The organism is Acinetobacter lwoffii (genome assembly GCF_029024105.1).
In the GTDB taxonomy this organism is placed as follows: Bacteria; Pseudomonadota; Gammaproteobacteria; order Pseudomonadales; family Moraxellaceae; genus Acinetobacter; species Acinetobacter lwoffii.
The window spans coordinates 1,099,417-1,125,032 of sequence record NZ_CP118963.1 but is presented as its reverse complement, the minus strand read 5'-3'; the positions used below and the strand labels follow the sequence as shown (position 1 = coordinate 1,125,032).

Genomic DNA, 25,616 nt, shown 5'->3' with positions numbered 1-25,616 from the left:
ATTTATTTTTCACAAAATTTTCATATTCTGAAATTTTTTCCCAAATGGGATTTCATTTTATAAATACGGTTTTCAGGAGGGTTTAAATGACCGTTAATCGCATAAATTAAAAACATGACCAATGGTATTTTTGATTAAATCTTTATTCGCAGATTCAAATCCCAAGTGCAACACATTTGTAGTTAGTTGAAAAAGTTAGGTGTATTCATAGAATCATTAGACTTTTTCAACTCGCAATTGGAAAGCACACAATGAAGAAATACACCCAACTTTCTCAAGATGAAAGATACGAAATTTATGCTACTTTGAAAAGTAAAAGTTCAATCGCTACCCTTGCTCGGGAATTAGGACGTTCACGATCAACCATCTACCGTGAATTAAAAAGAAATACTGGGCAACGTGGATATAGAGCTCAACAGGCAGCTAAATTTGCAAGTCAAAGACGCTACCGTCCTTCATCATCAATGACAGCATTTGCCTTCGCTTATATTGATTATTTGATTGGTTTGGACTGGTCACCCGAACAAATTTCAGGTGCTTTAACACAACGCGGTTGGCTGGATGTACCTTCACATGAGTGGATTTACCAGTACATTTATCAAGATAAATCAAAAGGCGGTAAACTTCATCTACATTTAAGGCATCAGAAGAAATATCGAAAACGCGGTTACAAAAACACGGATCGTAGGGGTCAAATCATTGATAAAACAAGTATTCACTGCCGACACTAGGTCATTGATCAACGACAACGTTTAGGAGATTTCGAAGGTGACACGGTGATTGGTAAACATCATAAAGGTGCTTTATTGACTCTCGTTGATCGAAAGAGCCTGTATGTACATATTGTTCATTTAGGGCCAACAAGAGCATCCTCTCAAACGATTACTTGTGCATTAGATCGTTTACAAATGAGCCATGCTTATAGTGTGACATTTGATAATGGCAAAGAATTTTCCGAACACAAAAGAATTACTGATGCTGGCATAGAGACGTATTTTGCTGATCCTTACAAGTCTATTCAGCGAGCTAGAAATGAAAATACGAATGGTTTAATCCGTCAATATCTGCCAAAATCATCATCGTTTGATGGCGTGTCAAACGAACAAATAGAGCAGATAGAATTTGCACTCAACCATCGTCCTAGAAAAACACTAGGTTGGTATACACCGAGTGAAGTTATGGCTGGTTTTTATACCGTTGCACTTGCCGCTTGAATCCGCCATTTTTAAATTATTTAAATTGGGTAAACATGGCAACAGATAGGCTATTCCTGTCAGCCCCTACACGACTTAACCGTCCATCTTTTACAAGTGTATAGAAATAGATTAAAACAAAGGCGCTTTAAAAACAAAAATAGCGCATTTCAAAAATATTACACAAGGAACGGTCATGGCTTCTAAACTTTTAAGCTTGATAAAAACAAAAGTGAGTCCTGTTTTAACCGTCGAAACCCAAAACGAAGAGCTTATTGGGCGGCTTATTCGGTGGAACGACATCAGGTACCCTCACCAATCTTATTGGCAATCTCACCGGATCCAATACTCAACCTTCAGTCAGCTCATTATTAAATAATCTCCTTTCTGGAAGCAGCCTGAGTACGACAAATCTCAGCAATTTATTAACTCAATTTTCTGGTTCGAATGCCTCAAGTTTAAATATTCAAAGCCTGATCAGTAGCTTAACCCAATCCAATGGCGGTAGCTTTAATATTACCCAGGTCACCAACTTATTAAAGAGCTTAATGGGGAGCAATAGCAGCAGCCTAGATCTTGAGGCTATTTCTAAACTGGTGGGCGGCTTATTGGGCGGCAGTACGGGCAATATTGATATTGGTAAAATTTCTCAACTGGTCGGTGGCCTGATCGGCGGTTCTGGCAGTTTAGGTGATATAGATATTGGAGCAATTGCAGGCTTGGTGGGTGGTTTAATCGGTGGCAATGCAGGCGGTGATTTTGATCTTGGTGCTATTACCGATTTAATTAGCGGCTTTGTAGGCGGAAATGCAACAGGTGGTTTTGATGTCGGTGGCTTCACTGACTTACTGAGCGGTCTGATTGCGAATGGTTCAAATGGCATAGATTTAGGTGGATTATTAGGCAATCTCAATCTCGGTAGCGATCTGGATCTGGGTGGTATGATCGAAGGTATTTCCTCTGCTTCAAACGGCTTTGACTTAGGCAGTATTGCCGAAGGTGTTGGTCAGTTGGTTGGTAGTGGCTCTTCGATTGAATTGCCTGACCTCGGTGATCTTGTCCAAGTGTGGGTACGACTGATTCCAATATTGATCTGTCTGCTATCCTGCCGGGCATTAAAGATACAATTCAGAATATCGGCAGTGGCGGTTCTTCATCCGGATTTGATTTTGGTTCACTCCTCAATAATTTTACTAAAAATATTGATATCGACCAGACTAATCCTTGGGGTTAATCATAATCTCATTAAAAAACGCGCTTCATGCGCGTTTTTTTAATTCTTGAATTAGCATTTAAACTTATACACCACGCCAGTCTACCCGTGCATTGCGTTCGGTTCGGTAAATACGGCAAATATATTCACCCAGTGGTAGCTCATTCAAATACTGCTGATAGTCGCGATATTCTTCGGACAAGGTTTCAAAATTTTCTTTTTCCCACGGCGTACCTGGAATCGCCAGAAGCGGTGCCAACATGGAACAGACTGCAATATCCGCCAGACCTAAACGATTTCCGACAAAATAATGCCCACCTTGGCTGACCAGCATCTGATTGAGCTGCTGTACAGCAACATCGATGTGTTGTTTAGATTCCGCCACGGTTTCCTCATTCAATGCATACCCCTTGGCCACCATCGCTTTCAATAAAGGTTTAGAAAATTTTTCAAACTGGCGCAGATAGCCCTGCTCACCAATTAAAATATCCAGAGATTCATGATCAGAAGTCAGTGCTTGAGAGAGCATCCAGCGACGGACATGACGACCCAATTCCAAAGTAATTTCATTAATTTCTAAAGCTTTATTTCGAAAATATCCTTCCGCGTGCAGTAAACGATGTTCTGGATAAGTATCATCCAGATACAGAGCAATCTGGGTGGAATCTGCGATCCATCGATCCTGATCACGCAAAATAGGCAGACGATTCTGACCTGTTTTCAGGCGGGCAAAAGCGCGGTGTACCCCGGGTATCAGATTGTGAGCAACATAGTACAGCTCTTTATGGTCCAGCATCCAACGTGCTTTTTCGCAAAAGTGAGATAAAGGAAACTGGTATAAAGTTCGCATGTATGCTCCATGTTTATCGTTATTGGATCAGGGCGTGTAGGCCGCCGTTTTATTCAGATACTTTAGTCACTCACTTTTAGAAAAACAATGTGATTTTTATTCAAAAGTAAAATACTGGCTGATTATTCCTCTATGGTTGGTGGACTCACTACACATCCCGGAAAGCTCAGCGAGTCATTTTAGGTCGCCAGAAGCATTTGATTGCAATAAACCACAAGCACATGACCTGACTTTAGTCATGCTTTCATGTAAAATCGGGGGCAATTTTTATATAACGCTTTTGTGAGTTATTTCATGGGTTTTAATTGCGGTATTGTCGGCTTGCCGAACGTTGGTAAATCTACACTTTTCAATGCCTTAACCAAAGCTGCTATTGCTGCAGAAAACTTCCCTTTCTGTACGATCGAACCAAACACCGGGATTGTACCTGTTCCTGATCCACGTTTAGACAAATTGACTGCAATTGTTAAACCGCAACGTGTTATTCCGACTTCTATGGAATTTGTAGACATCGCAGGTCTGGTAGCGGGTGCTTCTAAGGGCGAAGGCTTGGGTAACCAGTTTCTGGCCAACATTCGTGAAACTGATGCAATTGCTCACGTTGTGCGTTGTTTTGAAGATGAAAACGTCATTCATGTGAATGGTCGTATTGATCCACTAGATGACATCGCTACGATTAATACCGAACTTGCGCTCGCAGACTTAGATGCTGTAGCCAAAGCAATTACGCGTTTGACTAAATCTGCTAAAGGTGGTGACAAAGAAGCGCTAGCCACTAAAGCTGTTCTGGAAAAAATCCAGCCTTTACTGGATGAAGGTAAACCGGCTCGCGCAGCAGACCTAGATGATGACGAACGTAAACTGGTTCGTGGTTTTGGCTTAATGACCCTTAAACCAACCATGTATATTGCCAACGTTGCTGAAGACGGTTTTGAGAACAACCCACATTTAGATGCAGTGAGAAAATTGGCTGCTGAAGAAAATGCGATTGTAGTTCCACTGTGCAACCAGATTGAAGCTGAAATTTCATTGCTTGAAGATGAAGACCGTGCTGAATTCCTTGAAGCAATGGGCATGGAAGAACCTGGCTTAAACGTGGTGATTCGTGCGGGTTATTCACTGCTTGGCCTACAAACTTACTTCACCGCGGGTGTACAAGAAGTTCGTGCCTGGACCGTAAAAGTTGGCGCAACTGCACCACAGGCAGCAGGCGTGATTCATACCGACTTTGAAAAAGGCTTTATCCGTGCAGAATGTATCGCTTATGATGATTTCGTGCAGTACAACGGCGAAGCCGGTGCGAAAGAAGCAGGCAAATGGCGTCTAGAAGGTAAAACTTACATCGTTCAGGATGGCGATGTTTTACACTTCCGTTTTAACGTTTAAGTCATTGCTGTTAAAAAAAGCCCCTTCTTGGGGCTTTTTTATTGCTTATAAAAAGAGGATTCATACGTATAACAGGCTTTCTGGAAGCGCATAAGATCAACATATATTAACAATAATGATAACTATTCTCATATATGAATATTAAATTAGAGTGTATCTTAAATCTAATGAAAAATAACCTAACTCCATTCTCCCCAAGGAATTCTGCCAATGAGCTACACCTTGCCTGTACTGCCTTATGCTTATGATGCGCTAGAGCCTCATATCGATAGCAAGACTATGGAAATTCATCATAGCAAGCATCATCAAACTTATATCAATAATATCAATGCAGGAATCGCGGGTACAGAATGGGAAGATTTATCAGTCGAAGCCTTAATTAGCAAATTCAATGAAGTGCCCGAGCAACTCAGACAGAACGTGATTAATAATGCTGGTGGACATGCCAATCATTCCCTGTTCTGGACAGTGATGAGTCCAGACGGCGGTGGTCATCCTGAAGGTGAAATTGCCAAGGCGATCGAACATGAATTAGGAGGATTCGAGGCATTTAAAGAAGCGTTTACCCAAGCAGCGCTTAGCCGTTTTGGTAGTGGGTGGGCTTGGTTAAGTATGGCGCCAGATCAAACACTTATTGTAGAAAGCAGTGCTAATCAGGGTTCTCCACTGATGCATGGCAATATTCCCCTTTTAGGTCTGGATGTCTGGGAACATGCCTATTATTTACAGTATCAAAACCGTCGTCCGGAATATATCTCAGCTTTTTTCAATGTCGTGAACTGGAAAGAAGTAAATCGTCGTTATCTGGAAGCGTTAAACGCACTTTAAATCTTTGAGGAGATCTGCCATGTCTACACGTATGCTGATTCAACGCATGATTGGCAGCACCCTGCTGATCTGCGGTGTCATGGTGCTTTTATTAGAACATGTGTGGATGCCCTATTTTTAAAGTTTATTTTGCTAAAAAAGCCAGTCTAAATGACTGGCTTTTTATAGGTACATTTAAATGGGCAAAGGTTTATTGCATATTGGCAATTGCAGTACCTTTTTGCTTAGGATCAGTATTTCCGAGTGCAGGATGGGCAATGGCATTCTGGCATTGCAGTTTATCCCGCTCATAATCCGCCTGTTTTTGTTGCAGACTATTACCATTTTCCATGGTCGTCCGCGCCCAGATTTCCAGACTGGTCAAGGCTTTACGACACAGGGCATATTTGCCTTCGGTTACCGAATCAGTCATTTTGACATTAATACGCCAGTCTGTACTCAATTTACGTGCTGGTTGACGTACCTGTGTTTCCAGCTGATCCACTTCTTTATTATAGACCAGAGGATCCACTTCATTGATCAGTTGCCATGCGGCATTGGCATAAGTCGTCGCATCATTAGTCAGTTTAGGTGCCGGTTTAATTTCTGGCTTATCAGTCGATTGACTGTCATTCCCACACGCTTGTAACAATATTGCCGTGCTTATTAAAGCAGCAATCAGCATCGCACGTGTCTTGAACATCCACATATCAGGCTCGCCAATTTAAACATTTCGGCACTATGCTATTAAATTCACGTAGAATACACAATCTTCATTTGACCCATCGTTCAACTCTCCTTCAAGGTGTGTCGTGTCTGAACCGAATCAACTCGCTACGCAACCTGCTGGCTTCTGGCAAGGTGCAAAAGATAGCCAAGCGATTATCTTCACTTATTTACCAGTGTCGTTTGCTTTTGGTGTTTCAGCCACTCAGTTTGGCTTTACCGCCTGGGAAGCACTGTTCCTGTCCTGCTCGATGTATGCAGGTGCCAGCCAGTTCCTGGTGGTCGCTCTCTTAGGTAGTGGAACATCTATCTGGATGACGGCATTAACCGTGATTGCCTTAGACATTCGTCATCTGCTTTATGGCCCTGCGTTACAAAATCTGATTCAAGACCGGCTGAATTTAAAGAAAACGGCAATCTGGTCTTGGGGTTTGACCGATGAAGTTTTTGCCTCCGGCATGATCAAGCTCTCGCAACGGCGACAGGAATGGTCAGAATCCTGGATGCTCGGTTTAAGCCTGTTTAGCTGGATGTCCTGGGCACTCGGATCTTTCCTCGGTGGATTGTTTGCCGATCAGGTCAGCAACCTGCCGCAATTCTTACAGGCTGCGCTGGATTTCTTGTTACCTGCGCTGTTCCTGAGCTTCTTGTTAGCCGCTTTTGAGAAAAAACATACTTTTGTTGTAGCTGTCACAATTCTGGTGTCTGCGATTGCCTGTTATTTTATCGACCTGTCTGCCGCGATCTTTATCGGTATAAGTTCTGGTATTTTCGCAGGCCTGTTCAAGCACTATATTTTGAAACAGCCAGATCCTGAACACGCAGGAGATCAAGCATGAATCTAGAGATTATTCTGGTCGGGATTTTAGTCGGGATTGCCAATTTTGCCTCGCGCTTTGGTCCTTTTTTTGTCATTCAAAAATTTCAGCAAGGTTCGCAAAAACGCGGAGCGTTGTGGCTAAAAATTGCCTTGGGTTCAATTGGCATCGCTGCGATCAGCTCCATGTTGGTAGTTGCTACCCTGCCACCTTTATTAGAAACGCCGAATAAAAGTTTTGCGATGCTGGTTGGCTTTATTGTGCTCACGGTTTTGTACTTTAAGTTTAAACGTATTGTGATGGCGACACTGACCGCAGCGCTCACCTATGGGTTGGTTTACACTTATGTTCCGGTACCCTTTTAAGCTTTAAATAGTTGATCAATTGAAACAAAGACTTATGCTAAACTCATAGTACAGGTCTTTTTTATATAACAATAAAAACAAGGAAGGATGCGCATGTTTGAGGTCAAACAGGTGATTGAAGGCAAAATCTTTATTCATCATCGGCGCGATGAAATGTTAACCGTATTCCATCGACATGAAGTGCCGGCACAATATTTTGAATGTTTTATCAATGCTCAAAATTTTACCGGACATTTTGTCGAAATGCATGCTCAACCAGCAGATCAAGTTCGGGTGGTTTATATTAAAAAGAATAGCACCCATCAAATTATTGCTATGCTTAATCAGAGCCAATACGTGCTGCATCTTCATCCTTTGACATTGATTTTGGGTAAATGGAGCTTCAGACATCGTGTCCTGCCGAATACTCTAAAAATTTTTGCTGGTTTATTTGCGCTCCTTTTTATTCTTTTTTCAGCTACCGCCTTTTCAGCAGATCAGTTCCAGCTCACCACCATCTTGCGAGACTGCATTCAATTCACAGTTTTTGGGCTACTGTTATTTTTGCTGTGCTTTGTACTGCCTTTTGTATTGCCCTATGCGTATTTCCTGCATGTTCGTACATTACGTCTGTTAAAGATGCTAAATATCAATACTGAACAAGTTGCACAAATAGAAAAGCTCAAGTCTCAAAGCGGGATTTATCTTCTGCAAACGCAGTCTGACAGCGATGTGAAAATGACAGCGCCTCCTTATTAAAATCTAGAAAAACTTTATAAATAAAACTGTTGGTCAATATCACAATTTTGTATGAATCTTGGCTTAACTGTCGGCTCAGTTCTGCTATGCTAAAAGTCCATAAAATCAAGCATGGATGATCCACATGAGCGTGACTATTGGTACTCCCCTTCAATCTTCTGCCTATAAAGTTCTATTATTGGGTTCTGGTGAACTGGGCAAGGAAGTGGTGATTTCACTACAACGCCTTGGAGTCGAAGTTCATGCTGCTGACCGTTATGATCATGCCCCTGCCATGCAGGTTGCGCATTATTCCTATACCTTGAATATGGCAGATGCTGTAGAACTCAAACAACTCATCAATCAAATCCAGCCACATTTAATTGTTCCTGAAATTGAAGCGATTGCGACCGAAGTTCTGCTTGAAATAGAAGCCCAGAACATTGCTACAGTCATTCCTTCTGCTAAAGCCGTCAATCTGACCATGAACCGTGAAGGTATTCGTCGTCTGGCTGCGGAAGAACTCGGTCTGCCAACTTCAGCTTACCGTTTTGCCGACAGTTTAGAATCCTTCCGCGCGGCCTGTGACGATGTCGGCTATCCAAACTTTGTGAAACCGGTGATGTCATCTTCAGGCAAAGGTCAGTCTCGTGTTACCCGTTTTGATGAAGTCGATGCTGCCTGGGAATATGCGCAAACCGGTGGCCGGGTCAATCAGGGTACTGTGATTGTAGAATCACAAATTGACTTTGATTTTGAAATTACCTTATTGACTGTTCGTGCAAAAAATCCAGAAACCGGCGAAATCGAAACGTCTTATTGCGACCCGATCGGACATCGTCAGGACTCAGGTGATTATGTGGAAAGCTGGCAGCCTCAACCGATGACTCCAGCCGCGCTGGAAGAATCCAAGCGCATTGCCAACAAGGTCACTACAGCACTTGGTGGCTGCGGAATCTTTGGAGTGGAACTCTTTGTAAAAGGCGACAAAGTATGGTTTAGTGAGGTTTCCCCACGTCCACACGATACTGGACTGGTGACTTTAGCCTCCCAATTTCAAAGTGAATTTGAGCTGCATGCACGTGCTATTTTAGGCTTGCCGGTGAATACTGCACGACATAGTGTGGCTGCCAGTGCGGTAATTTATGCTGGAGTAGATGGCCGTAATCTTTCATTTTCTGGCCTGAATCTTGCTTTAGCAGACGGCAATACCGATTTGCGCCTGTTTGGCAAACCAGAAGGTTTTAAACGTCGCCGTATGGGCGTTGCCACGGCACGTGCAGAAACTATTGAACAGGCACGTGAACTGGCCCTACAGGTCGCTAACCAAGTTAGCGTCAACCAAAACTAAGCTGAAATACCAACGGACGACTGTACATGATCAACACCCATCCACTGCTGAATTACGCTAAAAGCAACCATGACATTAAAGCCATCAATCAATGGCGCAGTGATGTCGAAAATCAGCTTCAGGAAAGTTTTGAAAATGGCCAGTCGATTCGGGATATTATTCTGGCGCGTTCCAACCTGATTGATGAAGCATTGCAGTTTCTCTGGCAGCATGCCGAACTGGATCAAACTGATTTGGCCCTGTTTGCAGTCGGAGGCTATGGCCGTCGTGAAATGCTGCCTTATTCTGATGTCGACATCATGATCTTGTCAGAAGACGAGATTAACCCGGAACAGGAACAACTGATTTCTACATTCATTTCATCGCTTTGGGACGTGGGGAATTTCAAACCCGGTATCAGTGTCCGCACCATCAATGAATGTGTCAATCAGGCCAGCAGTGATCTGACCGTCGCCACCACCCTGATCGAAGCCCGCCTGATTATTGGCAATGAAAACCTGTGTAGATGGCCACGTCGTATCGTGTCACGTACCTGGACTGACAAAACTTTTTTTGATGCCAAGATGGATGAGCAGCATAAACGCTATGCTCAGCACAACAATACCGAAAGCAATCTGGAACCGGATATTAAAAATGCGCCGGGTGGCATCCGTGATATCAACCAGATTGGCTGGATTGCCAAACGGCATTTCCGCGTCAATCGCATTTATGATCTGGTACATCTCGGTTTTATTTCAGAATTTGAACTCGGTGTGCTTGAGGAAGCCGAAAGTTTCCTCTGGGAAATCCGTCATCACCTGCACCGCCTGACCAAGCGCGATGAAAACCGCTTATTGTTCGATTATCAGCGTGATATTGCTGCCAAATTTGGCTATGTACGTGAAGAGGCGCATCATCCGAACTATCCAATTGAACAGTTCATGAAGCGCTATTATCGCAGTGCACAGCAAGTGTCTACGCTGAACGAAATGCTGCTGGCCTATTTTAATGAATCGGTCATTACGCCACGTTTACCGCAATATGAACGCCAGATCGAAGAAATCAACCAGAACTTTAAACTGGTCGATGGCAAACTGGCTGTGCAGCATCACAAGATTTTCTCGGAAAATCCAAACGCAATTCTGGAAATTTTCTATTTACTAGCCAATCGTCCTGAGATCGAAGGTATTCGTGCGCGTACTTTACGCCTGCTGACCCTGGCTGGAAAACGCATTGATCAGGATTTTCGTGATAATCCGGTGCATCAGGCGCTATTTATGGCGATTATCCGTTCACCGCATCGACTCTACGATACTATGGTCGCGATGAAGCGTTATGGTGTGCTTGGAAATTACATCCCGGCCTTTGGACAGATTCTGGGACTGATGCAATATGACCTGTTCCATATCTATACGGTCGATGCACATACCTTATTGCTGCTGCGTAATTTAAACCGCTTTAAAGAACCTGAATTTGCCAAAGAATTTCCGGTGGTCAGTTCAGTGTTCCAGCGTTTGACCCGTCGTGACATTGTCTATCTGGCGGCAATTTTCCATGATATTGCCAAAGGCCGTGGCGGCGATCACAGTGAACTTGGCGCCAGTGATGCGATTAAATTCTGCCGTAGTCACGGTTTTACCGAACGCGAAAGCAACCTGGTGGCCTGGCTGATCCAAAATCATCTGGTGATGTCTGTCACTGCCCAGAAAAAAGATATTTCCGATCCGGATGTGGTCAAAGAATTCGCCGAAAAAATGGGTGACATGGAACATCTGGATTATTTATACACCCTGACAGTGGCAGATATTAATGCCACCAATCCCAAGTTATGGAATACCTGGCGCGCCTCGTTAATGCGTCAACTATATACTCAAGCACGTGACGTGATCCGTTCCGGTCTGGGCCGTCCGGTTGATTATCAGATGCTGATTGAAGATACCAAATTTGCAGCCAGTGAACTTCTGGTTCAGGACTTCTCACTGGATGAAGTAGAAAAAGTCTGGCAGGAACTTGGTGATGACTATTTCCTCAAAGAGACAGCAGATGAAATCGCCTGGCATACCCGTGCCATTTTACAGCACGGCGACAATCCTGCCCCACTGGTGCTGATGCGGGCACACCGTAAATATGCTCAAGATGCGGTACAGATCTTTATTTATACGCAGGATCAACCCAACCTGTTTGCCACCACGGTAGCTATTCTGGATCGTATGAATCTGGATGTACAAGATGCTCGAATTATTACTGCCACCAAAGCCTTCAGTCTGGACACCTACGTGGTACTCGACCGTTTTGGTACCTTATTGACCGATCCGGAACGCGAAGCCACAGTCATTGAAGCCCTAAAAGATGCCTTAAGTCATTCAGATGAATATCCGGGCCTGATGCAGCGCCGGATTCCACGTCAATTACGTCATTTCGATATTGAAAATACAGTCGATATCAGTATCAATCCTGCCTTGAATCAGAATATGGTTGAAATTGCCACTCTCGATCATCCCGGTTTACTTGCCAAAATCGGTGGTTTATTTATGATGCAAGGGCTGGATATACACTCTGCCAAAATTGCCACACTTGGCGAACGTGCCGAAGATATATTCTTTGTCACCAAAAAAGATGGCAACCCTATGACACCTGGAGAATCTGCCGAATTTGCAGCTGCACTTAAAACTGCGCTGGATGAAGCCTCTCATCAGGTTTGTAGTCAACACTCACATTAAAACGCGGTTACTTATTCATGAACTCTAGCTTGTCTCTACTGCACCCTTATCCGTTTGAAAAGTTAAATCAGCTTTTTGCGGATATCCAGCCTGCAAATATGCCCTTAATTTCCCTGTCGATTGGTGAACCAAAGCATCCTGCACCGGAGTTTGTGAAACAAGCGATTATTGATAACTTTAAACATTTATCGACCTATCCAAACAGTAAAGGCCTGCCTGAGCTACGCGAAAGTATTGCCCAATGGCTGACACGCCGTTTTAAGCTCAATAGCATTAGTACAGACAGCAATATCCTGCCTGTTTCCGGTACGCGTGAAGCGATTTTCTCGTTTGTACAGGCTTTGGTGAATCGTGAAGATGCACCTTATGTGGTGATGCCAAATCCGTTTTATCAGATTTATGAAGGCGCAACACTGCTCGCAGGGGCCAAACCTTATTTCATCAACTGTACTGAGGAAAATAACTACCTTGGTGACTTTGATGCTGTTCCGGCAGAAGTCTGGGAAAAAACTGCACTGCTATTTGTCTGTACCCCGGGCAATCCAACCGGTGCAGTGCTGTCGAAAGAACAGTTTAAAAAACTGATTGCCCTGTCGGATCAATACAACTTTGTGATTGCTTCAGATGAATGTTATTCAGAACTCTGGTTTGATCAGGCACCCGTAGGTTTACTGGAAGTTTGTGCTGAAATCGGCCGGGATGACTATAAAAACTGTGTGGTGTTCCATTCACTGTCTAAACGCTCTAACCTCCCAGGCATGCGTTCAGGTTTTGTTGCCGGTGATGCCAGCCTGTTAAAACCTTATTTGCAATACCGTACTTACCACGGCGCAGCGATGCCGGTGCAACATCAACTGGCGTCAGTTGCTGCCTGGGATGATGAAGCACATGTGGAAGAAAACCGGGTGCAATACCGTGCCAAGTTTGATTTATTCCAGAAAGAACTCGGTCACCTGCTGCCACTGAAAAAACCGGATGCAGGTTTCTACTACTGGCTAAAAGTCGATAATGATGAAGCCTTTGCCAAGCGCCTGATGGAGGAAGCACATATTAAAGTTCTTCCGGGTCGTTATTTATCCCGCGATACTGAACAGGGTAATCCGGGTGAAAATCATGTACGTTTAGCCCTTGTTGCCGATCTGGCGCAATGTGAAGAAGTCATTCAACGTCTGAAAGCCATTCTCTAAATTTTATCATGACTAAAAAACCCACTGTAGATCAGTGGGTTTTTTAATTGAAATCAGATGAGTTCTATCTTCATCTCATACTGAGAAAACAACACAGAGTCTTACAACACTTTTGCAATTTCATCTTCAAGATCTTCAGGCTTGGTGGTCGGAGCAAAACGGTTCAATACCTTGCCATCACGGCCAATCAGAAACTTGGTAAAATTCCATTTAATTCCATTACCTAAAATACCTTTGGAATTATTGGTTAAATAGCGAAAAATAGCATGTGCCTCAGGGCCTTTGACATCCACCTTGGAAAACATCGGGAAAGATACCCCGTAATTCTTCTGGCAAAATTCACCAATCTGTTCATTGGAACCCGGATCCTGGCCGCCAAACTGGTTACATGGAAATCCCAAAATTTCCAGACCTTGATCTTTATATTTTTCGTAAAGTTTTTCTAATCCTGAAAACTGTGGGGTAAAACCACACTTACTCGCTGTATTGACGATCAAAAGCACCTTGCCTTCATAATCTGCAAGTGGCTTGCTTTTGCCATCTAACAATTCAGCTTCGAACTGATAAATGTTAGTCATGGATAGGTTTCCTCATCATTTTTTTCTTGTGTTTCTAAGTCCAAAGAAGCCGAGTTGACACAATAACGCAAACCGGTCGGTTCTGGGCCATCCGGGAAAACATGCCCTAAATGTGCGTCACAATGATGACAAACAATCTCAGTTCTGACCATTCCGTGTGAAGTATCAGGTAATTCTTCTACCACCGAACTGCTGACAGGACGGTAGAAACTTGGCCAGCCACAGCCGCTGTCATACTTGGTCTCCGACGAGAACAATGGCGTGCCGCAGCAACGACATACATAAGTGCCATCTTGCTTGGTATTCCAGTATTTTCCAGTAAATGCCGGCTCGGTTCCCTTCTCGCGCGTAATGCGAAACTCCTCAGGTGATAACTCTCTTTGCCATTCCCGGTCTGATTTATTGAGTTTTCCCATGATCACATACCTTTTTATCTTGCTATTTAAAATAGGATAATCCTATATTTACGTGATTCATTTTAAAAATTCTAGTCTTTATTCAACATTTTACAAAAGACATATAATGCCCAAAAAAGCAAAAAGAAAGCAAATATAAAAATAAAAGTAAGCAATTTTTACATTAAATGTTTTTTAGTGAGCAAATTTAATGGTATTCTTAGCTCTAAATTTGCTCAGGATTAAAAAATGTCGCAAAAAAAGAGCGTAATTTTTAAAAATCTGCTGCCTGTGATCAAACAATATCAGCAGCTTGGATTTACGCATGAAAAAATTGTTGCACTACTTCGAGATGAACATGATCTCGATCTAGTCACAACTGAGACATTTAAAAGTTATTTATATCGTTATGCAAAAGTGACCTCCACTCCATCCGAGAACATCAAAATGCCGAACACTTTCCAATCCCCTCGCGAAATCAAGAAATCATCCAAGCTTGATCATGTTTGCTACGACATTCGCGGACCTGTGTTACGAGCGGCCATCGAGATGGAAGAAGCTGGTCACAAAATTATTAAATTAAATATTGGTAACCCTGCCCCATTCGGTTTTGAAGCACCACAAGAAATTATCAACGATGTGGCTTTAAACCTGCCGAATGCGATTGGCTACACGGATTCCAAAGGGATTTTCCCGGCGCGTAAGGCGATCTGTCAGTATTATCAGCAAAAAGGCATTCTAGATATGCACGTCAATGACGTCTATATCGGTAATGGTGTGTCTGAACTGATCGTGATGGCCATGCAGGGTCTGCTGGATGATGGCGATGAAATGCTGATTCCAATGCCAGATTATCCACTCTGGACGGCGGCAGTGAATCTATCTGGCGGTACAGCGATTCACTATAAATGTGATGAAGAAAATCACTGGTATCCAGATATTGCTGATATGGAAAGCAAAATCACGCCAAATACCCGTGGTATTGTGATTATTAACCCGAATAACCCGACCGGTTCGGTTTACCCACGTCATGTGTTGCAGCAAATCGTCGACTTGGCCAAGAAATATGACCTGATTTTATTTGCTGATGAAATCTACGACAAAATTATTTACGATGGAATCGAGCATGTTGCTGTAGCAGCTCTGGCTGGCGATCAGCTCTGTGTTTCGTTTAACGGTTTATCTAAAGCCTATCGTATTGCTGGTTTCCGTTCCGGCTGGATGGCCATTACCGGCAATAAAGCACGTGCAGCAGACTATATCGAAGGTCTGGATATGCTTGCATCGATGCGTCTGTGTGCCAACCATCAGGCACAATATGCAATTCAGACTGCACTGGGCGGTTATCAGTCAATTAACGACCTGATTCGTCCGGGTGGGCGTTTATATGAACAGCGCAATATTGCCTGGGAAATGCTGAACGAGATTCCAGGTGTGTCTTGTGTCAAACCTGAAGGCGCAATGTATTGCTTCCCGAAACTGGATCCGAATGTGTATCCAATTCAGGATGATGAAAAACTGATGCTGGATTTGTTACGTGCAGAGAAAGTACTTCTGGTTCAAGGGACAGGCTTTAACTGGCCAACACCGGATCATTTCCGTGTAGTGTTCCTGCCGGCTGAAAATGAACTGCGTGAAGCCATTACCCGTGTTGGCCGTTTCTTGGCCAAGATACGTTAATTCTTGAAATAGACAATATAAAAAACCGCGTTGAGACGCGGTTTTTTATTTCTATGAAAAAATTCAGGCTTTTGACTGATGAAATCTTAAAAATCTTACCGGTTTCTTTGAGCAAATTTCTGCACTCAATAGTTTTTTATCAGGTAATTTCTCCTCAATTATGAAGATTCATGTTATTTTTTGACCAAATATAAAATTCTATGAGTACACGGATGTCCTCAAACACAATGAAGCTCAGCCTGTTTCTCTGCCTTAGTATGTGCTTGGGCATAGGCATTCTTCGCTTTTCTTATACCGCGTTGTTACCTGGTACACGAGAAGCCTTTGGCTGGAGTGCAGATTTTGCTAGCCTCTTGGGCAGTGCCAATTTGCTGGGTTATTTAATCGGTGCTTTTACCGCGATGCGTCTTCCTCAAGACCGCAGTATGAGTACCTATATTCAAATTTCAGCCTTTGCCGGTATGTTCAGCCTGATGTGCTGTGCATTTTCTGGTTTCTCTGAAGCGTGGTATATCGCTTGGCGGGTTATTTCCGGGATCAGCGGTGGACTGATGATGATCTTATCGCCGAGTGTGGTCGCGCAGTGTTGTGAACTTCAGGATCGTCTTAAAATCAACTTTATTGGTTTTAGCGGGATTGGACTAGGCGTTTTAATTGCGACCCTGTTTCTGCCTTATCTGGATCAAATTTCCATACAGACTGCATGGCTGATCTTATGCGGTTTTGCTTTGCTTATCTGTATCGTTTTAAGTTTACTGATTCAGAAATTTAAGCCGTATTTGTCCACACAAGCTCTTGCAGTTACCTCTCCTCTCTCTTTGAATAGCGTCTTTTATAGTTTATTGACGGTCTACGCGTGTAGTGCATTCGCCTATATACCGCATTCACTCTTCTGGATTGATTATTTAAGCCAGCAGTTGGGATTGAGCTTGTTCTGGATTAATTTCAACTGGATTCTGTATGGAATAGGCAGTGCCTTGGGTGCCTTTAGTGCTTATGTGCTGGCCAGAAAATGGGGTAATTTTGCTGCCCTGAAAATTCTTTATAGTCTTTATATTGTGGCTATTTTTATTGCGACTCTAGATGCCTATCCCTTACTCACTTTTAGCTCTTCCTTTTTTACCGGGATGTTAAATCCGGCTGTGGTCTTCCTGACCTCCTATACCATTTTACAACTGTATGGACTGGCTTATAAAAAGCTCTGGAGTATTGCTACCTTGTGTTTTGCCTCGATTCAGCTGATCGGTGGACTCAGCTTTAGTGCGCTGCAATATTTTGGATTGAGCTATCATCAACAGTTCATACTGGCCACATTGGTTCTTTTATTAGGAACATTGCAACTGTTCTGGTACACACGTCCTGTCAGACTCAAGTCTGAACAACAAACTCCGCCAATTTCTGCTCATGGAGAAGGAACTAAATAAGGATAAGGATTGGTTGCTCCTTGCCCACCTAAATAAATGCCATAATGTAAGTGCGGCGGGGTATTTTTGGCATTACCTGTATTCCCCACATAAGCGATGACTTCACCTGCCTCAACCCAGTCGCCTTCCTGAATATGTTCTGCATAGTCATCCAGATGTGCATAATAATGTTGGCTCATATTTGGACCGGTCACCCAGATGATTTTTCCACCCAGCTTGTTGGTGCCAATCCTACGCACAATACCTGGGGTCGCGCTAAATACTGGCGTACCGCGTTTGGCAAAAATATCCGTACCTTCGTGTTTACGACCGTCACTACGCGCTGCTCCCCAAGTATCATTAATCTGACCAACTCTGACGCCTTCAACCGGAATCTGTAGCGGAGCTTCTAACTGGGCTCTCTGTAATTGCCAATACAGATAAGGGCTTTTCCAACCTGCTGCTTCACCTGAAGGCGGTGGCTGACAGGCAGTTAGTAGAAAACCTATAGATAACAGTAAGCTTATAATCCGAAGAAATTTCACCAATATTCGCATTAAATTAAATAGATGACTTTTATCTTAATCACAACCGCCTAATTTAAAGTCACAATCCTGTTATTTTTAGTGATGATTTTATACAAGCGTTCAAATAACAAAACCCTCAAATGAGGGTTTTGTTATTTTAGGTGGATAGGAGATTATCTACGTTTTTTAGCACGAGATGGTTTCGATGGTTGTTGCTGTTGTTGCTGTTGCTGCTCTTCATTCTGAGCATTGTCCTGCTTGTCTTTTTGTTGGACCTGCTTATGTCTCGCTTTAGCTTTAGCCATGATTTACTCCTTTGGAGAAACATCTCTATATCACTGGAAGTTCCATTCATCACTGTAACGTTTATACAAAATAAGCCAATCGCTGAGCTGTATCCAAATACGTCAATGTAATACAGTGTTTACTAAGTTATTCAGCTTAGAACGAATCATTTCTAGGCTCATTACACTTCTTACATGATCTTGCAGCCTGATACTTATTTTAACGTTTAACCTTAAACCGTTCAGCCTTTGCTTCCCAATAAAGTGATAAAAAAACCCGCCGTAATTGCGGGTTTTTTTATTCATAAATTGCATCGCAATTTCAGGCATCCATATTGGCAATAATCGCTTCACCAAACTCGGAACAACGCAGCAAGGTCGCCCCTGGCATTAAGCGCTCAAAATCGTAGGTCACCGTTTTTGCCGCAATCGCACCCGAAATCCCCTTGATGATCAGGTCGGCAGCTTCTATCCAGCCCATATCACGCAGCATCATTTCTGCTGACAGAATAATCGAACCCGGATTTACTTTATCTTGTCCAGCATATTTAGGCGCTGTACCGTGGGTTGCTTCATAAACTGCAATCGAACCGCCGATATTGGCACCCGGTGCAATCCCGATCCCGCCGACTTCCGCAGCTAGCGCATCAGAAATATAATCACCATTTAAGTTCAGTGTCGCAATTACAGAATAATCCGCCGGACGCATCAAGATTTGCTGCAAGAAGGCATCAGCAATGACATCTTTAATAATAATGTCTTTGCCTGTTCTTGGATTTTTGATTTTAACCCATGGACCACCATCTAAAAGCTCACCGCCGAAACGTTCCAATGCGACCTCATAGCCCCACTCTTTAAATGCCCCTTCGGTGTATTTCATGATATTGCCTTTGTGTACCAAAGTCACACTAGGCTTGTCATTTTCGATGGCGAACTGAATCGCTTTACGCACCAGACGCTGGCTACCTTCTTTGGAGACAGGTTTGATCCCGATCCCACAATTGTCTTCAAAGCGGATGTTGGTTACACCCATTTCTTCTTTCAAAAACTTGATAACCTTTTTCGCTTCCTGAGAATCTGCTTTCCATTCAATACCGGCATAAATATCTTCTGAATTCTCACGGAAGATCACCATATCGGTTAGTTCCGGATTATGCACCGGTGAAGGCACCCCTTCAAACCAGCGTACCGGACGTACACAGACATATAAATCCAGTTCCTGACGTAAGGCTACATTCAGGGAACGAATACCGCCACCAACTGGTGTGGTCAGTGGACCTTTGATCGATATCACATAATCGCGCAGCGCTTCGAGAGTTTCTTCAGGCATATAGGTGCCGTAAATTTTGTCAGCTTTTTCACCGCAGTAGACTTCCATCCATTCGATGGAACGCTTCCCGGCGTATGCTTTTTGCACAGCAGCATCTACCACAGTTCGCATTGTTGGTGTAATATCTGCACCGATTCCATCCCCTTCGATAAATGGGATAATTGGATTATTTGGTACGTTGAGTGACAGGTCTGCATTAACGGTAATTTTGGTACCATCCACAGGTACTACGATTTTTTGATATCCCATTATTAGTATTCTCCCGGATGCCGCTGACAAATCTAAAATAATTGCCGATTAGGCAATACTTTCAACTGTTCTTAACGCATAATATTCTAATCCAGATTTGTTGTTTTTGAGATTTATACGGGAAATAACTAAATTTCCCTTTTAAATAAACCTCTACATTTTTTAAATTAATGTAATTATAGAAGTTATTTCCTATGAAAATCGTCATTCTAAACAAACCTTATGACGTCCTCTCCCAATTCCGTGCGGATGAAAAGCACCCAACCATGGCTGATTTTGTCAACGACAAAGATTTACGTCTTGCGGGTCGTTTGGACATGGACTCAGAAGGTCTGGTTTTCCTCACCGATCACGGTGGTCTCAACCAATATATCACCAATCCTGCCAATAAAAAGTTTAAAACTTATATGGTGCAAGTGGAAGGTGATGTCACTGAAGAAGCACTTGAGCAGCTTCGTAAAGGTGTGGAACTGAAAGATGGCATGACGCTTCCTGCACGTGCTGAAAAAGTGTCTGAACCGGAATGGTTGTGGGAGCGTAATCCTCCTGTACGTTTCCGTGCCTCTGTTCCGACGTCTTGGGTTGAGATTTCGATCTGTGAAGGTCGTAACCGTCAGGTTCGTCGTATGACCTCTGCTGTGGGCTTCCCTACACTGCGTTTGATCCGTACTAAAATTGGTGAGATTGATTTGGTTCGTATGGGATTGCAACCGGGCGAGACTAGAGAAATTGAACCATTATTATATCCAGACTTCCAGAATGTTCCTGCGGAAGAACCATACCGTTCACGCTCTTATGTGAAAAAGCCGGGTGGTACTGGCGGTAAGCCAATGGTTCGTAAGAACAAAGATGGTTCTGTGAAAAAGTCTGGCACCAAACGTATCTGGCAAATGGATGAAAGTGAAAAGCCGAAACGTCGCACCAATGGTACTACTCGTCCAAATACCAAGGCACCACGTGGTCGCGGCCGCGGTCGTGGCTAAGTTTGAATAGATTCAATCAAGCTCACTTCGGTGGGCTTTTTTTATTACATAACTTAAATATTTTTTTATTTTTCAATCTATTAGAATTAATTAAAGTATTCATTTTAATGTGAGTCTCATGAAAAAAATAATTTTCGCTTTAGCTGCGACTTCCCTTTCAACTTTTAGCTGTGCCAATCCACTAAGTGTTCATGTGCTTAATCAAGAAACTGGCCTACCCTCTGCTAATGTCACGGTCACCCTAGAAGCTCAGCAAGGTGAGAAATGGGTAAAGCTCAATGAAGCCAAGACAGACAGTAATGGTCGTATTAAAGAATTTTATCCTAAAGACACCGCGTTACAAAAAGGCGTTTATAAAGTAACGTTTAAAACGGGTGATTGGTTTAAGGCCAATAATCAACGGACGTTCTTCCCTGAAGTACCGGTGGTTTTTGTGATTGATGGTGCTTTAGAGCACTACCATATTCCACTGCTATTAAGTTCTTATGGGTATTCGACGTATCGGGGGAATTAAAATGTAGGACATGTTGTCACCAAATTTTTAACCCATATTCAAAAGGCTATATTTTTCATTGACTTCATCCAAAGTGAAATATCTTTTAATTTGGCGTAAATTATTCTTTTCATAAAAAAATCCTGCGAAGATAACAGGCTGATTTTTCTTAATCGATTCTTCCTTCGAGATATGGATACTAGGGTCTGTTGACATTTACTGTTCAAAAAAATAGCGAGAAAGTAAAATTTAATCGCCAAACTAAATTTACTTCTCGCTATGCCTCGTACAATGCTGAATGATCAACACTGGTCTAAGTTACTTTCTATTTTCCGAAATTTTGATATCTATTTCAAATCTAATTTGAGAAATTTTGTCGAAGCAATACTTTATAGAATAAGAACAGGCTGCCCATGGCGTGATTTGCCTAAAGAATTTGGTTCGTATAACTCAATCTTTAAAAAATATAATCGTTGGTGTAAAAATGATAAGTTAATGAAAATATTTAAATTAATTTCTTCAAGTGCTGATATGGAATGGGTTTTTATTGATGGTAGTCATGTTCGGGCACACCAACATTCTGCTGGAATAAAAGATCAGGATATTTCTAAAAGCATTGGTGGAAATAGTTCTAAAATACACTTAGCTGTTGATGCGGATGGCAATCCAATCGAAATTATTATCTCCGATGGAACGATACATGATGTCAAGATTGCTCCCAAAATGATTGAAAAACTTGATTTGAGTGAAACGGAAGTATGTTGTGCAGACAAAGGATATGACTCTGAATCATTAAGAGAACAAATATCTGCGAAAAAAACTAAAGCGAATATTCCAAGAAAATCAAATACTCAGTCAAATAATGATCATATGGATTGGTATTTATATAAAATCAGACACTTAGTTGAGAATGCATTTTGTAGGTTAAAGCAGTTCAGAGGAATAGCAACACGATATGATAAGCTAAAGTGTAGCTATGAGGGGGCAGTTGCATTAGCTTGTATATTTATTTGGCTACCTTTATCGGGTAAATTCTATACTTGAAATGTCAACAGACCCTATTTAGCTCATAAAAATATGGTTCTTTACTAATGATTTCTGCAACCTTATCAAAATAACCTCTTTCAACCCCTCGACCATAGTCATTATAGTCAATCAAATTCTTTGGAATTAGATGAACTTTGTCTTTGTATTTTTGAGAATTTTGATAAATATCTGCTATCTCATAACAATCAAACTCATAACTATCCTCTTTTAATTTCATTTGATAATACTTAATACCTCTTCCTTTCAATACTTCCATAACTTGCTGTTGGCATACTTTTGCATAAGAATCAGGCAATTTGTTATTGTTTTTTACGAGATCAATTTTTGATTTAGGCATCCTCATTCCGAAGTAGATTGCTTTCACTGCCCTATAATCATAGTTAAATCTACCAAAAGGTTCGATACAAATCCTGTACTCTTCTTCGTGTCGCCATTTTATAGATTTAGTCCCTGTTGTAACTCGCAATAATTTTTCCACAGCTGTCGCTCCATTTTTGAATACATGATCAAACTTCAATTCTGGTCTTTGTTCAGCATAATCAATCTCAAACGCAGCACTTATAGATCTCAGTTCATCAAGCTTTTCAAAATCATATTCAATACAGAATCCTGTATGTGAATCGGCATAATATGCCCAAAGCAATTCGTCCTTTTGAATTCGACTTAGAGAGTAAATCCCGACCTCCTTCCTAACTTTTTGACATAGTTGATCAAATTCTTTCCTAATATCAGAAGTCGAAAAACTAAATATATTATGAAACAGCTCAAATACTTTATGAATGTCTTTTTCACTGAATAGATTCTCAGATGGATCATTCAGCTGTGTCGAATGTGGAGCATAAAAATAATTGTTCTGTAAAGCTTCCAAATCACGTTTTGAACCATATCTATATTTATATAATTTCATTTTATCCAATAAAAAACCCATACCTGAATATTGGTTTTACCTACTTTTTCTTATGTGTGCAAACAAGATTTCTGACTCTGCCCTCTTGTCATTCTGCCTACCCAATGCTATTTATGATTCATATAATTTATATTTTAAAATAAAACGTATCTAAAAAGGAGTTTTGCAATGGATCAGCAAGTCAGCCAGATGTTTAATCAGGACCGGTTAATTCAGCATCTTGGTGCTCATCTGGTTTCTTATAATCACAATTATGCAAAGATCGAATTAAAGGTGACTGAACAACATTTACAAGGTCATCAGACCTGTAACGGTGCCGTGATTTTCGCACTGGCAGATGCAGCTTTTGCAATTGCCTGCAATACCGGTGAACATCCGGCAGTCGGTCAACATTGCGGTATTCATTATTTAAAACCGGGCTTGCTTGGCGACACACTGACTGCTGTAGCAGAACACAAAGCCAGCAGTGGCCGTAGTGGCATTTATGATATTCAGGTAATGAATCAACATAATCAAATCGTAGCGGAATTCCGTGGCACATCACGACTGATTATTAAATAATGTTTTCTCAAAGTTTAATACAATAAAAAACCGGTGACGAAGCACCGGTTTTTATTGAATGACAAACACTTGTAGATTTAAGCTTTAAGCCATTTCTCGGCTTTAGCCGGATCTTCCACTTTCAGTTCAACTTCGGTCAGTTCAGAACCCGCAGCTTGAACCTCGAAGGTCATCAGCTCATCACGACGGAATGCATACACTGTAAAAGTACCTTGCTGTTTTGCATAGCTTTCAACAAGTTTGGTCGTTGCTTTTAAGCCATCAATTGCAATAATGACATCATTGGCAGAAAGGCCAGCGAGTACAGCAACCCCATCACGACGCGCAGATTGAACCAGCACACCTTCCGGCTTATCTGCCAGTTTTAAACCGAATGGCAAAGACTTTTCATTTCTCAGGCTATAAGCCATACCAAATTCAGGGAAGAGTTGATCCAGCGGCAATTCATCTGTAGTATTGATCAAGTGATTAATCTGTTCTGACCAATCATCTCCTGTCAGCTCTTTGCATAATTCAAAGATTGTCCGTTCATGTACCTGAACACCCTTCTGAGCGTTTTCATACAAACGACGCATCAGGGCATCCAGACTTGAACCACGTAAACGCAGACCCAAATCCAGGCACAATGCAACTAAACAGCCTTTGTTATAATAGCTGGTACCTGCATTATTCGAGTTTTCATCCTGACGATAGAATTTCACCCAAGCATCAAAACTGGATTCAGAGACTGACTGAATCGCACGTCCCGGATTTTGCAAATAGCGGTCAATCTGTGCTTTTAACAAAGTAATATATGATTCCTGATTAATCACGCCGCTGCGTAGCAAGATCAAATCGTCATAATACGAGGTGAAACCTTCAAAGATCCACAACAAAGAAGTATAGCCTTCTCTGTTTAAATCATAATTGACGAAGTTTTCAGGGCGAATGAATTTCACCAACCATGAATGGAAATATTCATGGCTACATAAGCCCAAGAAACGCTGATAATCTTTAGATGGCTCTTCTGGCTCATTAGCTTTCGGCAAGTCATCACGTGGTGAAATCAGGCTGGTAGAATTTGGATGCTCCAGACCGCCATAGCTATTGCCGGTTGCCATGGTCATAAAGGTATAGTCTGTAAACGGCGCCGAACCAAACATTGAAATTTCTGTAGCACAGATTTTTTCAATGTCCTGCTGCATACGCGCCGCATTCATCGCGTGTTTGCCTGACACCACAAACTCATGCGGAATACCATTTGCTTCAAAACTGAAACGGGTTTGTTCTGCTAGCTCAAATGGCGCATCAATCAGTTCGGCATAGTTTTTAGCTTTCAGCGTGAAACGGCCTCTGACCAGACTTTTGGCTTTCATGCCGCTTGCCAGCTGAAAATGCTTTAATTCATCTGGCAGGAAGATTTCCAGTTCAATTTCTTTATTTTCCTGACCTTCTAGCCCTAAACATGCACAAGCTGGGTTCACGTAGAGACGATTTTGATCCACATATGCACCACGAACGGACAGGTCATAGGCATAGACATCATATTCCACTGTAATCAGTTCATGATCAGTATTGAACAAACGCCATTTGTTCTTTTCAAATTTCTGGATCTGTAACTGGCGCCCATCCTCATCATAAGCTTTGACCGCTTCAATGTGCTTGGAAAATTCTCGAATCAGATAGCTTCCCGGAATCCAGGTCGGTAATGACAGGACTTGGGTCGGGTCCGCAAGAAAACGAACAGTCACGTGAATAAGATGCTGACGATAATCGTCAAATTCAATTTGATAATGCAACATAATGAACGATATAAAATTAAAATAAATGAGATATAGCTTAGCTTAGCATTTTTTAAGCCAGTATGGTTTAGCTGTCTTATTTGTCT

23 protein-coding genes and 2 pseudogenes are annotated in these 25,616 nt (G+C 42.1%); 16 read left to right on the top strand and 9 right to left on the bottom strand.

Annotation, left to right across the window (positions count from 1 at the left end; genetic code table 11):
* The first annotated feature begins 251 nt into the window (after nucleotides 1-251).
* Together PYW33_RS05340 and PYW33_RS05335 are read left to right on the top strand one after the other, a co-directional pair.
* A pseudogene (locus tag PYW33_RS05340) lies at nucleotides 252-1,214 on the top strand (IS30 family transposase).
* A gap of 175 nt (nucleotides 1,215-1,389) precedes the next feature.
* Nucleotides 1,390-2,427, top strand: a pseudogene (locus PYW33_RS05335) (hypothetical protein).
* A 64-nt stretch (nucleotides 2,428-2,491) separates the two neighbouring features.
* Here the strand turns inward: PYW33_RS05335 and PYW33_RS05330 are convergent.
* On the bottom strand, nucleotides 2,492-3,256 hold the full coding sequence (locus PYW33_RS05330) for a glutathione S-transferase family protein (RefSeq protein ID WP_004645522.1): 765 nt from the start codon (nucleotides 3,254-3,256) through the stop codon (nucleotides 2,492-2,494).
* A gap of 294 nt (nucleotides 3,257-3,550) precedes the next feature.
* Between PYW33_RS05330 and ychF the strand changes: the two genes are divergently transcribed.
* Both ychF and PYW33_RS05320 read left to right on the top strand, forming a co-directional pair.
* Complete coding sequence (ychF, locus tag PYW33_RS05325; RefSeq protein WP_004645523.1) at nucleotides 3,551-4,642, top strand: redox-regulated ATPase YchF; 1,092 nt, start codon at nucleotides 3,551-3,553, stop codon at nucleotides 4,640-4,642.
* Between the two features lie 210 nt (nucleotides 4,643-4,852).
* Entirely contained in the window at nucleotides 4,853-5,470 is a 618-nt protein-coding gene (locus tag PYW33_RS05320) for a superoxide dismutase (RefSeq protein WP_004645525.1), read from the top strand.
* 190 nt (nucleotides 5,471-5,660) lie between these two features.
* Here PYW33_RS05320 and PYW33_RS05315 read toward each other — a convergent pair whose 3' ends face one another.
* On the bottom strand, nucleotides 5,661-6,158 hold the full coding sequence (locus PYW33_RS05315) for a hypothetical protein (RefSeq protein WP_004645527.1): 498 nt from the start codon (nucleotides 6,156-6,158) through the stop codon (nucleotides 5,661-5,663).
* 103 nt (nucleotides 6,159-6,261) lie between these two features.
* Here PYW33_RS05315 and PYW33_RS05310 point away from each other — a divergent pair, with 103 nt between their 5' ends.
* The 6 genes from PYW33_RS05310 (at nucleotide 6,262) to dapC (ending at nucleotide 13,312) form a co-directional block, all read left to right on the top strand.
* Nucleotides 6,262-7,014 (top strand): AzlC family ABC transporter permease, encoded by a 753-nt coding sequence (locus PYW33_RS05310; RefSeq protein WP_004278940.1) that lies wholly within the window; start codon nucleotides 6,262-6,264, stop codon nucleotides 7,012-7,014.
* The gene (gene ygaH / locus PYW33_RS05305) at nucleotides 7,011-7,358 is read left to right on the top strand and encodes an L-valine transporter subunit YgaH (protein WP_004278941.1); all 348 of its coding nucleotides are present in this window, start codon (nucleotides 7,011-7,013) and stop codon (nucleotides 7,356-7,358) included. Before PYW33_RS05310 ends, ygaH begins: the two co-directional genes overlap by 4 nt.
* Nucleotides 7,359-7,451: 93 nt before the next feature.
* On the top strand, nucleotides 7,452-8,096 hold the full coding sequence (locus PYW33_RS05300; RefSeq protein WP_004645528.1) for a hypothetical protein: 645 nt from the start codon (nucleotides 7,452-7,454) through the stop codon (nucleotides 8,094-8,096).
* Nucleotides 8,097-8,211: 115 nt separating this feature from the next.
* Nucleotides 8,212-9,426, top strand: coding sequence for a formate-dependent phosphoribosylglycinamide formyltransferase (gene purT / locus PYW33_RS05295; protein ID WP_171057027.1), 1,215 nt, complete (start codon nucleotides 8,212-8,214; stop codon nucleotides 9,424-9,426).
* A 26-nt stretch (nucleotides 9,427-9,452) separates the two neighbouring features.
* Nucleotides 9,453-12,125 carry a [protein-PII] uridylyltransferase gene (gene glnD / locus PYW33_RS05290; protein WP_004645531.1) on the top strand — a complete coding sequence of 891 codons (2,673 nt, stop codon included), beginning with the start codon at nucleotides 9,453-9,455 and terminating at the stop codon, nucleotides 12,123-12,125.
* Between the two features lie 17 nt (nucleotides 12,126-12,142).
* On the top strand, nucleotides 12,143-13,312 hold the full coding sequence (gene dapC / locus PYW33_RS05285) for a succinyldiaminopimelate transaminase (protein WP_004645532.1): 1,170 nt from the start codon (nucleotides 12,143-12,145) through the stop codon (nucleotides 13,310-13,312).
* A gap of 101 nt (nucleotides 13,313-13,413) precedes the next feature.
* Here dapC and PYW33_RS05280 read toward each other — a convergent pair whose 3' ends face one another.
* Together PYW33_RS05280 and msrB are read right to left on the bottom strand one after the other, a co-directional pair.
* A complete protein-coding gene (locus PYW33_RS05280) occupies nucleotides 13,414-13,890 on the bottom strand; it encodes a glutathione peroxidase (protein ID WP_004278946.1) in 477 nt (158 codons plus the stop codon).
* Nucleotides 13,887-14,306 carry a peptide-methionine (R)-S-oxide reductase MsrB gene (msrB, locus tag PYW33_RS05275; protein WP_004645533.1) on the bottom strand — a complete coding sequence of 140 codons (420 nt, stop codon included), beginning with the start codon at nucleotides 14,304-14,306 and terminating at the stop codon, nucleotides 13,887-13,889. Before msrB ends, PYW33_RS05280 begins: the two co-directional genes overlap by 4 nt.
* A 228-nt stretch (nucleotides 14,307-14,534) precedes the next feature.
* On the opposite strand from msrB, the gene PYW33_RS05270 reads away from it, so the two are divergent.
* Entirely contained in the window at nucleotides 14,535-15,965 is a 1,431-nt protein-coding gene (locus tag PYW33_RS05270; protein ID WP_004645534.1) for a pyridoxal phosphate-dependent aminotransferase, read from the top strand.
* Between the two features lie 212 nt (nucleotides 15,966-16,177).
* Nucleotides 16,178-17,389: a YbfB/YjiJ family MFS transporter gene (locus PYW33_RS05265; RefSeq protein WP_004645535.1), complete on the top strand. Its 1,212-nt coding sequence runs from the start codon at nucleotides 16,178-16,180 to the stop codon at nucleotides 17,387-17,389.
* On the opposite strand, the gene PYW33_RS05260 is transcribed toward PYW33_RS05265, so the two are convergent.
* The 3 genes from PYW33_RS05260 to icd all read right to left on the bottom strand — a co-directional run bounded on the left by PYW33_RS05260 (nucleotide 17,368) and on the right by icd (nucleotide 19,758).
* Complete coding sequence (locus PYW33_RS05260; RefSeq protein WP_004645536.1) at nucleotides 17,368-17,925, bottom strand: M23 family metallopeptidase; 558 nt, start codon at nucleotides 17,923-17,925, stop codon at nucleotides 17,368-17,370. The two genes, PYW33_RS05265 and PYW33_RS05260, sit on opposite strands and share 22 nt — an antisense overlap.
* A gap of 143 nt (nucleotides 17,926-18,068) precedes the next feature.
* Nucleotides 18,069-18,200 carry a hypothetical protein gene (locus PYW33_RS05255; protein ID WP_004645538.1) on the bottom strand — a complete coding sequence of 44 codons (132 nt, stop codon included), beginning with the start codon at nucleotides 18,198-18,200 and terminating at the stop codon, nucleotides 18,069-18,071.
* Between the two features lie 301 nt (nucleotides 18,201-18,501).
* Nucleotides 18,502-19,758 (bottom strand): NADP-dependent isocitrate dehydrogenase, encoded by a 1,257-nt coding sequence (gene icd / locus PYW33_RS05250; RefSeq protein ID WP_004645539.1) that lies wholly within the window; start codon nucleotides 19,756-19,758, stop codon nucleotides 18,502-18,504.
* Nucleotides 19,759-19,952: 194 nt separating this feature from the next.
* On the opposite strand from icd, the gene PYW33_RS05245 reads away from it, so the two are divergent.
* The 3 genes from PYW33_RS05245 (at nucleotide 19,953) to PYW33_RS05235 (ending at nucleotide 22,278) form a co-directional block, all read left to right on the top strand.
* Nucleotides 19,953-20,741 (top strand): rRNA large subunit pseudouridine synthase E, encoded by a 789-nt coding sequence (locus tag PYW33_RS05245; RefSeq protein ID WP_004645540.1) that lies wholly within the window; start codon nucleotides 19,953-19,955, stop codon nucleotides 20,739-20,741.
* Between the two features lie 118 nt (nucleotides 20,742-20,859).
* On the top strand, nucleotides 20,860-21,255 hold the full coding sequence (gene uraH, locus PYW33_RS05240) for a hydroxyisourate hydrolase (protein WP_004645541.1): 396 nt from the start codon (nucleotides 20,860-20,862) through the stop codon (nucleotides 21,253-21,255).
* 258 nt (nucleotides 21,256-21,513) lie between these two features.
* A complete protein-coding gene (locus PYW33_RS05235) occupies nucleotides 21,514-22,278 on the top strand; it encodes an IS5 family transposase (RefSeq protein ID WP_004645258.1) in 765 nt (254 codons plus the stop codon).
* Between the two features lie 4 nt (nucleotides 22,279-22,282).
* Here PYW33_RS05235 and PYW33_RS05230 read toward each other — a convergent pair whose 3' ends face one another.
* Complete coding sequence (locus PYW33_RS05230) at nucleotides 22,283-23,188, bottom strand: DUF2971 domain-containing protein (RefSeq protein WP_228127471.1); 906 nt, start codon at nucleotides 23,186-23,188, stop codon at nucleotides 22,283-22,285.
* 168 nt (nucleotides 23,189-23,356) lie between these two features.
* Between PYW33_RS05230 and paaI the strand changes: the two genes are divergently transcribed.
* Nucleotides 23,357-23,749 (top strand): hydroxyphenylacetyl-CoA thioesterase PaaI, encoded by a 393-nt coding sequence (paaI, locus tag PYW33_RS05225; protein ID WP_004645544.1) that lies wholly within the window; start codon nucleotides 23,357-23,359, stop codon nucleotides 23,747-23,749.
* A 77-nt stretch (nucleotides 23,750-23,826) separates the two neighbouring features.
* On the opposite strand, the gene PYW33_RS05220 is transcribed toward paaI, so the two are convergent.
* Nucleotides 23,827-25,530: a M61 family metallopeptidase gene (locus tag PYW33_RS05220; RefSeq protein WP_004645545.1), complete on the bottom strand. Its 1,704-nt coding sequence runs from the start codon at nucleotides 25,528-25,530 to the stop codon at nucleotides 23,827-23,829.
* Nucleotides 25,531-25,616: the final 86 nt, after the last annotated feature.

Bases quoted from the DNA above. Each gene is read 5' to 3' on its own strand.
- PYW33_RS05330 (WP_004645522.1), bottom strand. From the start codon at position 3,256: ATGCGAACTTTATACCAGTTTCCTTTATCTCACTTTTGCGAAAAAGCA.
- ychF (WP_004645523.1), top strand. From the start codon at position 3,551: ATGGGTTTTAATTGCGGTATTGTCGGCTTGCCGAACGTTGGTAAATCT.
- PYW33_RS05320 (WP_004645525.1), top strand. From the start codon at position 4,853: ATGAGCTACACCTTGCCTGTACTGCCTTATGCTTATGATGCGCTAGAG.
- PYW33_RS05315 (WP_004645527.1), bottom strand. From the start codon at position 6,158: ATGTGGATGTTCAAGACACGTGCGATGCTGATTGCTGCTTTAATAAGC.
- ygaH (WP_004278941.1), top strand. From the start codon at position 7,011: ATGAATCTAGAGATTATTCTGGTCGGGATTTTAGTCGGGATTGCCAAT.
- PYW33_RS05300 (WP_004645528.1), top strand. From the start codon at position 7,452: ATGTTTGAGGTCAAACAGGTGATTGAAGGCAAAATCTTTATTCATCAT.
- purT (WP_171057027.1), top strand. From the start codon at position 8,212: ATGATCCACATGAGCGTGACTATTGGTACTCCCCTTCAATCTTCTGCC.
- glnD (WP_004645531.1), top strand. From the start codon at position 9,453: ATGATCAACACCCATCCACTGCTGAATTACGCTAAAAGCAACCATGAC.
- dapC (WP_004645532.1), top strand. From the start codon at position 12,143: ATGAACTCTAGCTTGTCTCTACTGCACCCTTATCCGTTTGAAAAGTTA.
- PYW33_RS05280 (WP_004278946.1), bottom strand. From the start codon at position 13,890: ATGACTAACATTTATCAGTTCGAAGCTGAATTGTTAGATGGCAAAAGC.
- msrB (WP_004645533.1), bottom strand. From the start codon at position 14,306: ATGGGAAAACTCAATAAATCAGACCGGGAATGGCAAAGAGAGTTATCA.
- PYW33_RS05270 (WP_004645534.1), top strand. From the start codon at position 14,535: ATGTCGCAAAAAAAGAGCGTAATTTTTAAAAATCTGCTGCCTGTGATC.
- PYW33_RS05265 (WP_004645535.1), top strand. From the start codon at position 16,178: ATGTCCTCAAACACAATGAAGCTCAGCCTGTTTCTCTGCCTTAGTATG.
- PYW33_RS05260 (WP_004645536.1), bottom strand. From the start codon at position 17,925: ATGCGAATATTGGTGAAATTTCTTCGGATTATAAGCTTACTGTTATCT.
- PYW33_RS05255 (WP_004645538.1), bottom strand. From the start codon at position 18,200: ATGGCTAAAGCTAAAGCGAGACATAAGCAGGTCCAACAAAAAGACAAG.
- icd (WP_004645539.1), bottom strand. From the start codon at position 19,758: ATGGGATATCAAAAAATCGTAGTACCTGTGGATGGTACCAAAATTACC.
- PYW33_RS05245 (WP_004645540.1), top strand. From the start codon at position 19,953: ATGAAAATCGTCATTCTAAACAAACCTTATGACGTCCTCTCCCAATTC.
- uraH (WP_004645541.1), top strand. From the start codon at position 20,860: ATGAAAAAAATAATTTTCGCTTTAGCTGCGACTTCCCTTTCAACTTTT.
- PYW33_RS05235 (WP_004645258.1), top strand. From the start codon at position 21,514: ATGCCTCGTACAATGCTGAATGATCAACACTGGTCTAAGTTACTTTCT.
- PYW33_RS05230 (WP_228127471.1), bottom strand. From the start codon at position 23,188: ATGAAATTATATAAATATAGATATGGTTCAAAACGTGATTTGGAAGCT.
- paaI (WP_004645544.1), top strand. From the start codon at position 23,357: ATGGATCAGCAAGTCAGCCAGATGTTTAATCAGGACCGGTTAATTCAG.
- PYW33_RS05220 (WP_004645545.1), bottom strand. From the start codon at position 25,530: ATGTTGCATTATCAAATTGAATTTGACGATTATCGTCAGCATCTTATT.